Origin of the sequence: Corynebacterium sp. 51B (assembly GCF_008930785.1) — a bacterium.
Classification (GTDB): Bacteria; Actinomycetota; Actinomycetes; order Mycobacteriales; family Mycobacteriaceae; genus Corynebacterium; species Corynebacterium megadyptis.
The window spans coordinates 84306-100148 of sequence record NZ_PQMK01000007.1 but is presented as its reverse complement, the minus strand read 5'-3'; the positions used below and the strand labels follow the sequence as shown (position 1 = coordinate 100148).

Annotated in this window: 11 protein-coding genes; 4 read left to right on the top strand and 7 right to left on the bottom strand. The window is 63.3% G+C overall.

Features of this window, described 5'->3' with window-relative positions; genetic code table 11:
• Together GBB14_RS09105 and GBB14_RS09100 are read left to right on the top strand one after the other, a co-directional pair.
• Complete coding sequence (locus tag GBB14_RS09105) at nt 1–1146, top strand: bifunctional 2-methylcitrate synthase/citrate synthase (protein WP_151529537.1); 1146 nt, start codon at nt 1–3, stop codon at nt 1144–1146.
• A 457-nt stretch (nt 1147–1603) separates the two neighbouring features.
• On the top strand, nt 1604–5014 hold the full coding sequence (locus GBB14_RS09100) for a pyruvate carboxylase (RefSeq protein WP_151529536.1): 3411 nt from the start codon (nt 1604–1606) through the stop codon (nt 5012–5014).
• Nucleotides 5015–5221: 207 nt separating this feature from the next.
• On the opposite strand, the gene GBB14_RS09095 is transcribed toward GBB14_RS09100, so the two are convergent.
• Together GBB14_RS09095 and GBB14_RS09090 are read right to left on the bottom strand one after the other, a co-directional pair.
• A complete protein-coding gene (locus GBB14_RS09095) occupies nt 5222–7000 on the bottom strand; it encodes an acetyl/propionyl/methylcrotonyl-CoA carboxylase subunit alpha (RefSeq protein WP_151529534.1) in 1779 nt (592 codons plus the stop codon).
• Nucleotides 7001–7490: 490 nt separating this feature from the next.
• Nucleotides 7491–8378, bottom strand: coding sequence for a sulfurtransferase (locus GBB14_RS09090; protein ID WP_151529532.1), 888 nt, complete (start codon nt 8376–8378; stop codon nt 7491–7493).
• Between the two features lie 557 nt (nt 8379–8935).
• Between GBB14_RS09090 and GBB14_RS09085 the strand changes: the two genes are divergently transcribed.
• Both GBB14_RS09085 and GBB14_RS09080 read left to right on the top strand, forming a co-directional pair.
• Nucleotides 8936–9997 carry a Cj0069 family protein gene (locus GBB14_RS09085; protein ID WP_151529531.1) on the top strand — a complete coding sequence of 354 codons (1062 nt, stop codon included), beginning with the start codon at nt 8936–8938 and terminating at the stop codon, nt 9995–9997.
• Nucleotides 9998–10148: 151 nt separating this feature from the next.
• The gene (locus GBB14_RS09080; protein ID WP_151529529.1) at nt 10149–10565 is read left to right on the top strand and encodes a hypothetical protein; all 417 of its coding nucleotides are present in this window, start codon (nt 10149–10151) and stop codon (nt 10563–10565) included.
• On the opposite strand, the gene GBB14_RS09075 is transcribed toward GBB14_RS09080, so the two are convergent.
• The 5 genes from GBB14_RS09075 to GBB14_RS09055 all read right to left on the bottom strand — a co-directional run bounded on the left by GBB14_RS09075 (nt 10562) and on the right by GBB14_RS09055 (nt 15828).
• A complete protein-coding gene (locus GBB14_RS09075; protein ID WP_151529528.1) occupies nt 10562–10975 on the bottom strand; it encodes a DUF3151 domain-containing protein in 414 nt (137 codons plus the stop codon). The two genes, GBB14_RS09080 and GBB14_RS09075, sit on opposite strands and share 4 nt — an antisense overlap.
• A 29-nt stretch (nt 10976–11004) precedes the next feature.
• Nucleotides 11005–11595 (bottom strand): nucleoside triphosphate pyrophosphatase, encoded by a 591-nt coding sequence (locus tag GBB14_RS09070; RefSeq protein WP_151529526.1) that lies wholly within the window; start codon nt 11593–11595, stop codon nt 11005–11007.
• 11 nt (nt 11596–11606) lie between these two features.
• The gene (locus GBB14_RS09065) at nt 11607–13586 is read right to left on the bottom strand and encodes an OPT family oligopeptide transporter (RefSeq protein ID WP_151529524.1); all 1980 of its coding nucleotides are present in this window, start codon (nt 13584–13586) and stop codon (nt 11607–11609) included.
• Between the two features lie 300 nt (nt 13587–13886).
• On the bottom strand, nt 13887–14156 hold the full coding sequence (locus GBB14_RS09060) for an acyl-CoA carboxylase subunit epsilon (RefSeq protein WP_151529523.1): 270 nt from the start codon (nt 14154–14156) through the stop codon (nt 13887–13889).
• Between the two features lie 46 nt (nt 14157–14202).
• A complete protein-coding gene (locus GBB14_RS09055) occupies nt 14203–15828 on the bottom strand; it encodes an acyl-CoA carboxylase subunit beta (RefSeq protein ID WP_151529521.1) in 1626 nt (541 codons plus the stop codon).
• Between the last annotated feature and the right edge of the window lie 15 nt (nt 15829–15843).

Genomic DNA, 15843 nt, shown 5'->3' with positions numbered 1-15843 from the left:
ATGACGCAAGACACAACGATTCGCAAGGGCCTTGCCGGGGTGGTGGTGGACTACACCGCCGTGTCCAAGGTGGTGCCGGAGACCAACTCCCTGACCTACCGCGGCTACCCCGTCCAGGAACTCGCGCGCTACTGCACCTTCGAGGAGGTGGCCTACCTGCTGTGGAATGGTCAGCTGCCCACCCCTGATGAGCTGCGTCGTTTCTCCATCCGCGAAAAGGCGCTGCGGCATATCGATCGCGGGCTGATCGAATTGGTGAATAAGATGCCCACCACCTGCCACCCCATGGACGTGTTGCGCAGTGCCGTGAGCTATATCGGCTCCCAGGACCCGGAGGCCTATACCAAGGACTCCGATCATATCCGCCGCACTTCGCTGGAGCTCATGGCCAAGCTGCCGACCGTGGTTGCCCTGGATATTCGCCGCCGCCGCGGCGAGGGCTATATCGAGCCCTCCACGCGTAAGGGCTTCGCGGAAAATTTCCTGCACATGGTCTTTGGTGATGCGGAAGGATCCCCGGCCAATGACCGCGCCGATATTGAGGCCTTTGATAAGTCGCTCATTTTGTACGCGGAGCACTCCTTCAACGCCTCGACCTTCACGGCGCGCGTGATCACCTCCACCATGTCTGATACCTACTCTGCCGTCACTGGCGCCATCGGTGCTCTCAAGGGGCCGCTGCACGGTGGCGCTAATGAAGCCGTCATGCATACCATGCTGCAGATCGGCGATCCTGCTCGCGCGGAGCAGTGGGTGAAGGATGCCCTGGCCAATAAGGAACTGATCATGGGCTTCGGCCACCGCGTGTACAAGCGCGGCGATTCCCGCGTCCCTACCATGGAGGCGGCGTTTCGGGAGCTTGCCGAGAACCACGATGGCGATAAGTGGGTGGAAATGTACGACATCATGGCGCGAACCATGGATGAGGCCACGGGCATCAAGCCGAACCTGGACTTCCCCTCTGGACCGGCCTATCACCTGCTCGGATTCGATGTGGAGTTCTTTACTCCAATCTTTGTGATGGCGCGGATCACCGGGTGGACGGCGCACATCATTGAACAGAATGAGTCCAACTCGCTCATCCGTCCGCTCTCCGCCTACAACGGCGAAGAGCAGCGCAAGGTTCCGGCGCAGACGGTCGAATAACACGACTTCCGCACCTTCCTGCCGGGGATGCCCCCGAGGAGGGGCGGTAGCGTCTCTCACTCACTCCCAGATCCACAGGCATAGTGGACGCATCACGCAGCTGCGCCGACATGGTGGTTCCTGCACACGCGGGAGATGAAGAAAAAAGCGGCACTCAGGTCTTTACGGCAGTCATAACCGAGTTAAAGACAGCGTTCCGCTAGGACTTCACTTTCGCTGCTGTGGGCGATGAACCATCGCCGCACACCAGTCGGCGCGCAGGCGTACGGGCTCTTAGGGTGCGTTCCACATTAGGATGTGGGATGTGTGAGGGAGACGATCATGGCTCCGGTGCATGTTCCTCCTTACATGCGCCGGAGCCATGTGCTTTTCCCGGCGCATGCATAGTATGGCGCTCCAAGGCACTACTCTGTGTGATATGCCCGACACAACGGGCGCATGACCAAGAAAGAGATATATGAATCAGGATCAGTCCCTGCCCAGTTTTGACAAGGTGCTCGTGGCCAACCGCGGTGAGATCGCGGTCCGTGCCTTCCGCGCCGCCTATGAGATCGACGCCAGCACGGTGGCGGTCTATCCCATCGAGGATCGCAACTCCTTCCACCGCTCGCATGCCACCGAGGCCGTGCGCATCGGAAAAGAAGGCGCGCCTGTCAAGGCCTACTTAGATCCGAATGAGATTATCCGCGCCGCCCAGAAAGCTGGAGCGGATGCCATCTATCCCGGCTATGGCTTCCTTTCGGAAAACGCCACTCTTGCCCGCAAGTGTGCCGATGCCGGCATCACCTTCGTCGGCCCGCCCGCCGAGATCCTCGATCTCACCGGCGACAAAGCCGCGGCTGTCACCGCCGCCCGCAAGGCTGGACTGCCCACCCTGGAGGAGTCCACGCCGAGTGACAATATCGATGACATCGTGGCTGCTGCCGAGGGGCAGGAGTACCCGATCTTTGTGAAGGCTGTGGCCGGCGGTGGCGGACGCGGCATGCGTTTTATCCCCAGCCCTGATAAGCTGCGTGCCCTCGCGGAAGAAGCCTCCCGTGAAGCGCTCTCGGCCTTCGGCGATGCGAGCGTGTATATCGAGCGCGCGGTGATTAACCCGCAGCACATCGAGGTGCAGATCCTCGCCGATACCACCGGTGATGTCATCCACCTCTACGAGCGCGACTGCTCTTTGCAGCGCCGCCACCAGAAGGTGGTGGAGATCGCCCCCGCCCAGCAGCTCAGCGCAGAGCTCCGCGAGAAGATCTGTGCCGATGCGGTGAAGTTCTGTCAGTCCATTGGCTATGTTGGCGCCGGTACCGTGGAGTTCCTTGTGGACGAAAACGGCAAGCACGTGTTCATCGAGATGAATCCGCGCGTCCAGGTGGAGCACACCGTGACCGAGGAGGTCACCCAGGTAGATATCGTGCAGACTCAGCTGCGCATCGCCGCGGGTGCCACCTTGAAGCAGCTGGGACTCACCCAGGACGCCATTCACACCGAAGGCGCGGCGTTGCAGTGCCGTATCACCACCGAGGATCCGAATAACGGTTTCCGCCCCGATACCGGCGTGATCACCGCCTACCGCTCCCCGGGCGGAGCAGGCGTGCGCCTGGATGGCGCCGCCATGCTGGGCGGCGAGATTACCGCGCACTTCGACTCGCTATTGGTGAAGATGACCTGCCGTGGCCCGAACTTTGCCATCGCGGTATCGCGCGCCCAGCGCGCTTTGGCCGAGTTCACCGTCTCCGGGGTGGCCACCAATATCGGCTTCCTGCGCGCTCTACTGCGCGAGGAGGACTTCCTGCACAAGCGGATTTCCACCTCCTTCATCGAGGACCACCCGTGGCTCCTGCAGGCCCCGCCCGCCGATGATGAGCCCAGCCGCATCCTCGAGTACCTCGCCGATGTCACCGTCAACCAGCCCAATGGTGCCGCGCCCCAGGTGGGCCGCGCCAAGGCGAAACTTCCGGTGGTACCCAAGGGGGAGCGCCCCCGTGGTTCCCGCGATGTGCTCCAGGAGCTCGGCCCGCAGAAGTTCGCCGAGCAGCTGCGCGCGAACACCACCCTCGCGGTCACCGATACCACCTTCCGCGATGCCCACCAATCCCTGCTCGCCACCCGAGTGCGCCAGTCCGCGCTGGTGCACGCCGCGCGGGCGCAGTCCTATCTCACCCCGGAGTTGCTCTCTGTAGAGGCCTGGGGCGGCGCCACCTACGATGTGGCCCTGCGCTTCCTCCACGAGGATCCGTGGGAGCGGCTGGATCAGCTCCGCGAGGCTATTCCGAATGTGAATATCCAAATGCTCTTGCGTGGCCGCAATACCGTGGGCTACACCCCTTACCCGGACACGGTGTGCCACTCCTTCGTCGAAGAAGCCGCCCGCTCGGGCGTGGATATCTTCCGTATCTTCGATGCGCTCAATGATGTCTCGCAGATGCGTCCCGCCATCGAGGCAGTGCTAGAGACCAATATCGCCGTGGCCGAGGTGGCCATGGCCTACTCCGGCAACCTGGCCGATCCGAATGAGTCGCTCTACACCCTGGACTACTACCTGAAGCTCGCGGAGCAGATCGTGGAGTCCGGCGCCCACATCCTGGCCATCAAGGACATGGCCGGGCTGATGCGCCCGCAGGCCGCCCGCACCCTGGTGTCGGCTTTGCGCAAGGAATTCGACCTGCCGGTGCACGTGCACACCCACGACACCGCTGGCGGCCAGCTGGCCACCTATATGGCGGCGGCCGAGGCCGGTGCCGATGCCGTCGATGGCGCCTCCGCGCCCCTGGCGGGCACCACCTCGCAGCCCTCGCTCTCCGCGATTGTGGCGGCATTTGCCAATACCGAGCGCGACACCGGGCTATCGCTGAAGGCGATCTCCGATATGGAGCCCTACTGGGAGGCCGTGCGCCAAATGTATGCCCCCTTCGAAACCGGGCTGGCCGGCCCCACGGGCCGCGTCTACCGACACGAGATCCCGGGCGGGCAGCTCTCGAACCTCAAGGCACAGGCCACCGCCTTGGGCTTGGCGGATCGCTTCGAGCTGATCGAGGACTACTACGCAGCCGTGAGCGATATGCTGGGCCGTCCCACCAAGGTGACGCCTTCCTCGAAGGTAGTGGGCGATCTCGCCCTGCACCTGGTCGGTGCGGGCGTGGATCCGGCGGACTTCGCCAAGGATCCGCAGAAATACGACATCCCGGATTCTGTGATCGCCTTCCTCCGCGGCGAGCTGGGCACCCCTCCGGGTGGCTGGCCGGAGCCGCTGCGCAGCCGCGCCCTCGATGGCCGAGCCCAGGGCAAGGACCCGCTGGAGGCGCTGTCCTCCGACTCGGAGGAGGCACTGCGCAGCGAGGATGTGGATACCCGCCGCCAGATGCTCAACCACCTGCTCTTCCCGCAGCCCACCAAGGAGTTCGCCGAGCACCGTCGCCTCTTCGGCGATACCTCGGTGCTGACGGACCGCGAGTTCTTCTACGGCTTGAAGTCCGGCGAGGAATCTCTGATCCGCTTGGAGAACCAGTCCAGTCTCGTGGTGCGTCTCGACGCTATCTCCGAGCCGGACGATAAAGGTATGCGCACCGTGGTGTGCAATGTTAATGGCCAGATCCGCCCCATCAAGGTGCGCGACCGGTCGGTGGAATCCATCACCGCCGCCGCCGAGCAGGCCGACCCGAACAACCCGGGCCATGTGGCTGCCCCCTTCGCCGGTGCGGTCACCGTGAACGCCTCCGTGGGCGATGAAGTCTCCGCCGGCGACGCCGTGGCCGTGATCGAGGCCATGAAGATGGAGGCCTCCATCACCGCCCCCGTGGATGGCACCATCACCCGCGTGGCGCTGCAACAACCCACCAAGGTTGAGGGCGGCGACCTGCTCCTCGTCATCGAGTAGCCGCCGCGCCCGCTGCGCATAAGCGAACTGGCCCCTGTCCGGCAAGGACAGGGGCCAGTTTCTATCGCGAACCGCCTTAGCCGCCACAGAGCGTGTCGCCGCGAGGTGAGCTAGGCGCTCACTAGGCACCCTAGGCAGCACACGCCCTAGACAGCACATAGCCGCGTGTGCACGAGGCAGCACGCGGCTATGCGGGAGGGTATGTGACTACTTGATCTCCATGAGCGGCTCGCCCTTGGACACGCCGGAGCCGTTCTCGGCGCTGAGGCCTTCCACGGTGCCGGACTTGTGGGCCTTCACGGGGTTCTCCATCTTCATGGCCTCGAGGACCACAACGGTGTCGCCTTCGTTGACTTCCTGGCCCTCTTCCACGTTCACCTTGATCACGGTGCCCTGCATCGGGGCGACCACGGCGTCACCGGAGACAGCCTTCTTGCTGCCGCCAGCACGACGCTTCTTGGCCTTCTTCTTGGCGCCGCCAGCGCCACCGCCCAGAGCCAGGTCGCCCGGCAGGGCCACCTCGACGCGACGGCCGTCGATCTCCACGACCACCTTCTGGGAGGGGATCTTTTCCTCTTCCTCATCGGCGTCGGCGGGATCCACGTAGGGCTCGATCGGGTTGTCCCACTCCTCTTCGATCCACTTGGTGTAGACGTCGAAGCCTTCACCATCGCCCACGAAGGCGGGGTTCTCCACGATGTGTGCGTGGAAGGGGATCACGGTGGGCAGGCCCTCAACAACGTACTCGGCGAGAGCGCGGCGGGAGCGCTGCAGCGCCTCCTCGCGGGTCTCTCCGTAGACGATGAGCTTCGCCAGCATGGAGTCGAACTGGCCACCGATCACGGAACCCTGAACGATACCGGCGTCCATGCGCACGCCCGGGCCGGAGGGCTCGTGGTACTTCACCACGGTGCCGGGGGCCGGCATGAAGTTGGAGCCAGCGTCCTCGCCGTTGATACGGAACTCGAAGGCGTGACCGCGCGGCTTGGGGTCTTCCTTGATGTGCAGCTCGCGGCCCTCGGCGATGCGGAACTGCTCGCGCACGAGGTCCAGGCCGGTGGTCATCTCGGTGACGGGGTGCTCCACCTGCAGACGGGTGTTCACCTCGAGGAAGGAGATGAGTCCATCCGAGCCCACCAGATATTCGACGGTGCCAGCACCGTAGTAGCCGGCCTCCTTACAAATACGCTTCGCGGACTCGTGCAGCTGGGTGCGCTGCTCATCGGTAAGGAACGGGGCCGGGGCCTCCTCAACGAGCTTCTGGAAGCGGCGCTGCAGGGAGCAGTCACGGGTGCCGGCAACCACGACGTTGCCGTGCATATCGGCCACCACCTGGCACTCCACGTGGCGGGCCTTGTCTAGGTAGCGCTCCACGAAGCACTCGCCGCGACCGAAGGCGGCAGTGGCCTCACGGGTAGCGGAATCGTAGAGGTCGGCGACCTCTTCCATCTTGTAGGCCACCTTCATGCCGCGGCCGCCGCCGCCGAAGGCTGCCTTAATGGCGATGGGCAGGCCGTGCTCCTTAGCGAAGGCCACCACCTCATCGGCGTCCTTGACCGGCTCCTTGGTACCCGGGGCCATCGGTGCTTCGGCGCGCAGCGCGATGTGGCGAGCGGTGACCTTATCGCCGAGATCGTTGATGGACTGCGGGGAGGGGCCAATCCAAATCAGGCCGGCATCGATGACGGCCTGGGCGAAGTCGCCGTTTTCCGACAGGAAGCCGTAGCCAGGGTGAATGGCGTCGGCGCCGGACTTCTTGGCGGCATCGAGGATCTTGTCGAAGACCAGGTAGGACTCTGCAGAGGTGGAGCCGCCGAGGGCGAATGCCTCATCGGCCAAGGCGACAAAGGGTGCCTCGGCATCAGGCTCGGCGTAGACCGCAACGCTGGCGATTCCTGCATCGCGAGCGGCACGGATAACGCGGACGGCGATCTCACCACGGTTGGCAACCAGCACCTTGGTGATCTTCTTTTGTTCGACGGTCACTAAAACCCCTCCTGAGTTTTGAAAACCTTTAAGTTTTTGCTGTGCGATCCTCGCTATGCACAGGCATGCGCAGTGAGGATAGCGTCGGGCTACCTGTCATTGTTACACACCTAACAACAAAGCAAAGGCGGCTTGGATCAGTTATTTCGTAATTACCCCCACCGTCCACACCTAAATTTGGGTAAGGCGTACAGGTGGCGTGGGGCGCTGCGGACACCCGCGCACCCCAGATACTCCTGCTCCCGTGGCCTTATTTTCCCTGCACAGCGTCCGCGGGCTCGGATGCGATGTCAGAGGCACGGGCATAAGTGAAGGCACACCGGCCGAGGAGAAGCCGGACATCGGAGACGTCCTCGGGGTGTGCCTAGTGATGCTAGTCGGAATGTCTTGTGAGCAAAAGTAGAGGTCGCTGAGCTGCTGCTACCGCGAATGCTCGCAACGGCGCCCGCAGCCGCGAGCCGCCCGTAAAGCCGCGCGAGCGCTGGGGTCGCTACTCGAGCGTGCCCGGCTCCTCGCCGTGCACGATGGGCATGCCGATCATGTTGCCCCACTCGATCCAGGAGCCGTCATAGTTACGGACATTGCTGAAGCCGAGCAGGTACTTGAGCACAAACCAGCTGTGCGCGGAGCGATCGCCGAGGCGGCAGTAGACGATGGTGTCGGCGTCCTTGTCGTAGTCGGCGTAGAGCTCGGCGAGTTCTTCGCGGGAACGGAAGCGCGAATTGGCGTAGACGGCCTTATTCCACGGCACGTTGATGGCGGTGGGGATATGGCCGGTACGGGAGACGGTGTCGGCGGGGTAGCCCTCGGCGTTGGAGGCGGCGCCGGTGTACTCATCGGGCTCGCGGACATCGAGCAGCGTGGTTTCTCCGAGCTTGGCCCGCACCTCGGCCACGAGGCTGCGGTGCTCGGAATCATCGCGGACGGGCACCTCGTAGTTGGTGCGGGGATACTCCGGCACCACGAAGCTGGTGTCGCGCTCCTCGGCCATCCAAGCATCGCGGCCGCCATTGAGCAGGCGCACGTCCTTGTGGCCGAAGAGGGTGAATACCCAGAAGGTATAGGCGGCCCACCAATTGGACTTATCGCCGTAGATCACCACGGTGTCATCATTGGCAATGCCCTTCGAGCGCATGAGCTCGGCGAATTGCTCGGCGGTGATGTAATCGCGGATCAGCGGATCATTGAGCTCGCCGCGCCAATCGATGCGCACCGCCCCGGGCACGTGGCCGATGTCGTAGAGGAGGGTGTCCTCGTCGGATTCCACCACGCGGAGCCCGGGGGTGCCCAGACGTGCGGACAACCAGGACGCCGACACGATCTTCTCCGGATGGGCATAGTCCGCGAGCACGGGGTTGGGGTCAAAAGGGATCGGCATGGACAATCACATTCCTCATACAGTGGGCGTTAGGTGTGCGAGGCCGTGGCCTAGCGCGTGACGACGCTAGGAGCCAGCATCGTCTGCCATCCTGCCGGCAGTGGCCTGCAGTGGTGGCAGCGAGCACGAACCCGCACACACGAGAAGCTTCCACTCTACTTTTATCACCAGTTGGGGCATCACTCTCACTCGCGCAGTGTGTCATTCATTACGCTTTAGGGGCATGTGGAGCGAAAGTAACAGTGCTGCCTTAGAATTATCTGAGTAATGGTTGTCGAGGCATTTTCCTCTATTAAGCACTCACTTAGTGAGAGTTTCACGACGTACACAGTGCTCAGTAAGCACTCGATCTCGGAAGTAATTCTCTAAGCGCCTTCCGCGTCGAGCGCACATCTACGTATCGCTGTGCTGCTGAGCAGTGTCGTTAGCGGGCCTGCTGACTATTACGCACCGGCTGAAGAATGGTGCGCCACGCGCCCTCCAGCCAGCGCAGTTTATGTGATCTTCACATCTGCATGCACGACTCACAATCGCTCTACAAGGAGAGTTTTAGGCTTATGAAGAAGGGTATCGTCGTTTTCGAGGTTGAAGGCGGCAACGACAAGCAGTTCAACGGTCACCGCAAGGACACCCTGCCGATCGTTAACGCCATTAAGGAAAAGGGCTGGAAGTCCGAGGTGGTGTTTTACCGCCCCGAGTGGTCCGAGCAGCTTTTTGAGTACGTGTCCGAGAATTTCGACGCCTATATTTCCCGCGTCAATCCCGGCAATATCCCCGGCGGCGAGAAGGGCTACTTCACCCTCCTCACCAAGCTCTCCGAGGAGGCCGGCCTGGTGGGCATGTCCACCCCGGAGGAGATGATGGCCTATGGCGCCAAGGACGCCCTGGTCAAGCTCGCCTCCACCGATCTGGTGCCGGATGATACCTACGCCTACTACGACGTGGAGAAGTTCCACTCCACCTTCCCGTCCTCCCTGTCCTATGGTGAGCGCGTGCTCAAGCAGAACCGCGGCTCCACCGGCTCCGGCATTTGGCGCGTGCAGCTGGAGGATAAGGAATTGGCCGCCTCCGTCGAGCCCGGCACCGAGCTGCCCCTCGACACCAAGCTCAAGTGCACCGAGGCCGTGGACAACCACACCGAGGTTCGTGAGCTCGGCGAGTTCATTGACTTCTGTGAGCAGTACATCATCGGCGACAACGGCATGCTGGTCGATATGCGCTTCATGCCGCGCATCGTCGAGGGCGAGATCCGCATTCTGCTGGTGGGCCCGCACCCGGTGTTTGTGGTGCACAAGAAGCCGGCCGCGGGCGGCGACAACTTCTCCGCCACCCTCTTCTCCGGCGCCAAGTACTCCTATGACAAGCCGGAAGAGTGGCAGGAGCTCATCGATATGTTCGCCGATGTGCGCCCGGTCATCGCGGAGAAGCTCGGCGGCGACAACATCCCGCTGATCTGGACCGCTGACTTCATGCTGGACGACGCCGAGGATGGCGGCGACACCTACGTGCTCGGTGAGATCAACTGCTCCTGCGTGGGCTTCACCTCCGAGCTGGACATGGGTATCCAGGAAATGGTGGCCGAGGAAGCTATCAAGCGCGTGGAGGCCAAGCACGCTTAAGAGCGCGCCCTAGGGGCATACGCTCGAGCGCCGTGTGAGGCGCAGGGCCCGGACTCGATGAATCTCATCGGGGCCGGGCCTTCGCCATGGTCTGGGCCGGTTTTATAATCAGCCCATAGAGTCACGATGCCTCGTATAAAGGAGATCCACCATGACTGATGTGCAGTCCCTCGAACGGCGTGTGGCCGCCCTCGAGTTGAACCAGCGGCGGCTGATGGTGCTGTTGCGGCCCGGCAGCGATGATGAAAAGGCTTTTGTGCGCGCGGTACTCGCCGCCGGTCTCGACGCCACCCAAGAGGTGGATGCGCTGAATACTATTCGCGCTTTCGTGGTGGATGATGCCCAGCGGGAGAACGCCTTAGGGAGGATCCGCACCGAGGCGGTGAAGCAGGCCGCATCCACCAAGCCGCGCACCCTCACCGGGCTGGTGGAAAGCGTGATGTTGATCGTCGGCGATGTGTGGGTGGCGGAGTCGCTGGTGGCGGCGGTGCGCACCCAGGAGCCGCAGCATGCGCGCTGGGAGCAGCTCGATCACGAGGACGTGATGAAGGAGTGGCCGCGCGTCTAGCGCAGGAGGGTGGCGGCGGCCTCGGGGTCGGCGTCCTTCAGCATCTGCTCGCAGCGCTCGTATTCCGCTGTGTCGTCGATCATCGCCGATACCCGTGCGAGGGCGGCGATAGCGCGCAGCACCCCGCGGTTCGGTTCATGGGAGTAGGGCAGTGGCCCCCAGCCCTTCCAGCCGTGGGCGCGCAGCCGATCGAGGCCGCGGTGATAGCCGGTGCGGGCATAGGCATAGGCCTGCGCCCGATCGCTATCGCTGTCGGCGGCGGCTAGGGCCTCTTCGGCGAGCTGGGCCCAGAGCAGCGGGGATTCGGGGTGGCTGAGCACCGCAGACACCAGCGGGCCGGCAGCATCGGCGGCCGGATCCTCCGGCAGGTGCAGTGGCGGTGGGGCGAGCATATCCTTAAATTCCGTCATGGCTTCCGAGGATAGTCGCCGCAGCAGCCTCAGCGCAGAAATTCGTGGACCTCATAGCCCAGCTGATACAGCGCTGAGCGCAGCACCGGCAGCGATAGCCCGATCACGCTCGAGGGATCGCCCTCGATGCGATCAATAAACCAGCCGCCGATGGCTTCGAGAGTAAAAGCCCCAGCACATTCCAGCGCTTCGCCGGTGCGGGCATAGGCCTCGATATCGCGGTCGCTGGCCTCGGCAAAACGCAGACGGGTCTGCGCAGACTTATCGACGCAGCCCTGCGGCGAGATAATGCAGTGGCCCGTGATGAGCGTGGCGGTGCGTCCCCGCTGCGCCCGCCAGCGCTCGATGGTTGCCTCCACGGTGTGGGGCTTGCCCTGGAGGTGGCCGTCGATAAGCAACATGGAATCGCAGCCCACCACGATGTCTGTGGCGAAGCGCTCGGCCACCGCCTCGGCCTTGGCGCGGGCGAGCGCACTGACGATCTCCTGCGGTTCTCGCCCCGCCAGCGCAGCCTCGATGGCGCGCTCATCCACCTCTGCGGGCTGGCACAGCGGTTCGACACCGGCGGCGCGCAGGATGGAGCGGCGGGACGGGGAGGCGGAGGCGAGAACGAGACGCATGTGCACAGATCCTAGCTGGTGGCCTTCTTACCCACCCAGCGGTACATGGCCGCGGCGGCGCCGGCGAAGACGAGCACGCCCAGCCATTGCGCGATCGGGGCGAAGTCCTCGCCGAATAGGGCCAGCGGATCCGAGGTGCCTGCGGCAGCGATGATGCCGGCGTTGAGCACACCAAATAGCGACTCACCCACAATCAGGCCGGTGGCCAGCAGCACGCCGAGGCGCTTGATCGGCTCCGGATCGTCGTGCTTATCGGCCCAGCGGTTGTAGAAGAAACCGATGAAGGCGCCAATCGGCACGATGAGGGTGAGGGCCACGGGCAGGTACATGCCCATGCCCACTGCCAGCGGCGGCAGGGAGAAGCGGGTGGTGCGGCGGAGGATCTCGTCTACCACGATGATGCCGGCACCGATGAGCGCGCCCAAGCCGATGCGGCTCCAATCCAAGGAATTGCCAAAGATGCCCTCAGCCACGCTGGACAGCAGCGCCGCCTGGGGTGCGGCCAGCGCATCCGGGCCGGCGCCCTCCATGCCCACGAAGCCGAAACCGGTGAGCATCAGCTGCAGCACCGGCGGAATGATGGCGGAGCCGAAGAGCACACCGATGATCAGCGCAAACTGCTGGCGCCACGGGGTTGCGCCCACCAGCTGGCCGGTCTTGAGGTCCTGCAGGTTATCGTTCGAGATGGTGGCAATACCGAATACCACCGCCGAGGTAAACAGCGTGTAGGCCACCAAGGCGGTGGCGTTGGTTTCGTGCTCATTGCCGGTGACCAGCTTGATCAGCAGCGCCGCGGTGATCACCACGATGATGCCCACACCCGAGATCGGGGAGTTGGAGGCACCAATGAGACCGGCCATATAGCCGCAGATACCGGCCACTACTAGGCCCACCAGCAGTACGTAGATGATGCTCAGCAGCACCAGGCCGGTGGTGTGGTGGGTGATGGAGGAATCCTTCACAAATAGCCACAGCAGCAGCCCCACCGGCAGCATGGAAATCAGAGTGGTGGTGACCACGATGCTGAAGGGGATATCGCGCTCCGTGAGGGGCACGGACTGGCCATCGTGGCGGGCACGGGAGGAAGCCAGAGCATCCTTCATGCCGGAGATGATGGGGCCAATGATCTTCAGCAGGGTCCAGATGGCGGCCACCGCCATGGCACCAGCGCCCACGAAACGCACATCCGAGGAGAACATGGCGGGCACGACCTCGTCGAGGACCCCGCCAGCGGCAATATCGTCGGAGGTGAAGATGGGCAGCAGCACACCATAGGAGATGGCGAGGCCCACGAGCATGGCGATACCCACGGCCACGCCCACTAGGTGGCCGACGCCGATCAGCGCCAGGGAGAGGCTGCCGCCGATCATGGTGCCGCCGGCGCCGAATTTGAAGGTGGAGGTGACCGAGCCCGCCACGGCGCGCACCGCGGCCAGCAGGCCATAGCCGGCAGAGACCAGCGCGCCGCCGACGATTACGGCGAGTCCGCGCTTATTCTCCTCGACCGAGCCTTGCTCATCGCCCACCTTGAGCACCTCGGCGGCGGCGACGCCCTCGGGGTAGGGCAGATCCGAGCCGGTGACGAGGGCGCGGCGCAGCGGGATGGAATACATCACGCCCAAAATGCCGCCAATGGCGCACACGAACGCCGTCTCCCAGTAGCTGAAGCCGCTCCACCAGCCGATCATGACGAGGCCGGGGAGCACGAAGATAATGGCAGATAGGGTGCCGGCGGCAGAGGCGATGGTCTGCACAATATTGTTTTCTTGGATGGTGTGGCCTGCGAACTTACGCAGGATCGCCATCGAGATCACCGCAGCCGGGATGGAGGTGGCAAAGGTGAGACCCACCTTCAGTCCCAAGTACACATTGGCAGCGGTGAAGACCAGGGTAATGAGACCACCGATGATGACCGCTCTAAGCGTTAACTCACTGATCGGGCCACGCGTCTGCGCTGCGGGTGAGCCCGTGTCGGAGGTTGTCGCGTTCATGTTCCTCTTTTCCATCGTGAAGAAGACAAAACTGGACGGGCCGGTGGCCGCGCGGACGCCCCAGCTCAGTCGATGCAGGCTGGCTGGGATGACGCTAGGCGCCACGGACCGCCACAGTGAAAGCGTTGTGCTAACGGCAACAATTATCCTCTTACCGCCTACACGGGGTGTGCTTGGGGCAGGTTAAGGCCATGAAAGGGGAGGCGTAGGTGGTGGCTACACATGCGACAGCGCCGCCGCGTTCTACCACAGTGGGTACAACGGGGCGGCGCTGGAAGCGCGAGGCTGCTTCTGGGAGAGCTAGTAGAAGCTGACGTTGCGGAATGCGTTGGGGTTATAGGTGGTCGGGCGGTTGAGCCGCTCGGCGTAATTGCCCCACTTGTTGCGGTCGACTTCTTTCTTCTCGGCTGCCGCGGCCGCAGAAGCAAGCCCAGCGAACACGGTGGTCAATGCGGCCACCTGAGCGTCGCTCGGATTGCCCTTGACGATACTCAAGAAGGGCTTCTTTGCAGCCTCTGCTGCCTCAGTGGTCTCTGGGGAATCCGTGTTCTCCGGACGGGAGTCTGACATGCTTTCTTCCTTTAAACTTCTCGTGGGCTCGCGCGTGGTAGCCGGCTTAGAGCGGGATATTTCCGTGCTTCTTGGCGGGAACGCTGACAACCTTGCGGTCGAGCAGGCGCAGGCCCTCGATGATCTGGCCGCGGGTCTCGGACGGCGGGATCACGGCGTCGACGAAGCCGCGCTCGGCAGCCATGTAGGGGTTAACGAGTTCGCGATCGTACTCGGCCTCGTATTCCTTCATCAACTCTTGGACGTCCTTGCCCTCCTTGGCGGCGGCCTTCAGCTCCTTGCGGTAGATGAAGCCCACGGCGCCGGAGGCGCCCATCACGGCGATCTGTGCGGTGGGCCATGCGAGCACGATGTCCGCGCCCATTTCCTTGCCGCCCATCACGCAGTAGGCGCCGCCATAGGACTTGCGGGTGATCACGGTGATCTTGCCGACAGTGGCCTCGCAGTAGGCGTAGAGCAGCTTCGCGCCGCGGCGAATGATGCCCTCGTACTCCTGGTTGGTGCCGGGCAGGAACCCGGGCACGTCCACGAACTCGAGGATCGGGATATTGAAGGCATCGCAGGTGCGCACGAAGCGGGCGGCCTTCTCGGAAGCCTTGATGTCCAAGCAGCCGGCGAATTGCATCGGCTGGTTGGCCACAATACCCACGGAGCGGCCCTCGACGCGGCCGAAACCGATGATGATGTTTTCGGCGTAGTTTTCCTGAATCTCCAAGAAGTCGCCATCATCGATGATGCGGGTGATGACGTCCTTCATGTCATAAGGCTGGTTCGGGGAATCCGGAATGAGGGTGTCCAGCTCCAGGTCAGCTTCGTTGATGTTGTCCTGGATGGAGCCTTCCATGATCTCCGCCTCAACACGCGGGGCTTCGTCGCGGTTGTTCTGCGGGAGGAAGCCGATGAGCTCGCGCACCCAGTCGAGGGCGTCGGCGTCATCTGCGCCGGTGTAGTGGGAGGTACCGGAGGTAGCCATGTGGGTGGAGGCGCCACCCAGCTCTTCCTGGGTCACTTCCTCGCCGGTGACGGTCTTGATCACCGAGGGACCGGTGATGAACATCTTGGAGGTCTTGTCCACCATCACGATAAAGTCCGTGAGAGCGGGGGAGTAGACGTGGCCACCAGCGCAGGCGCCCATGATCAGCGAGATCTGCGGGATCACGCCGGAGGCTTGGGTATTGCGGAAGAAGATCTTGGAGTAGAGGCCGAGGGAGACCACGCCCTCCTGAATACGGGCGCCCGCACCCTCGTTGATGCCGATGATCGGCACGCCGGTCTTAATCGCCATATCCATGATCTTGACGATCTTTTCGCCGTAGACCTCGCCGAGGGCGCCACCGAAGACGGCGCCATCCTGGGAAAATACACACACCTTGCGGCCGTCGATGGTGCCATAACCGGTGACGACACCGTCGGTGACGGGGCGCTTGGCATCGAGGCCGAAGTTCTTGGAGCGGTGCCGGGCGAGGGCGTCGATCTCCACGAAGGAGCCATCATCGAGCAGGTACTCAATGCGCTCACGGGCGGTCTTCTTACCCGCCTCGTGGACCTTCTCCACAGAGGCAGGGCCCATCGGGGCGTGGGTTTCAGTCAGGCGCGCTCGCAGATCGGCGAGCTTGCCTGCGGTCGTGTTTACGTCGGGCATGGTATCGCCCGGAGTCTGTGCGGCAGTCATAGTTCCTAAGTTTAG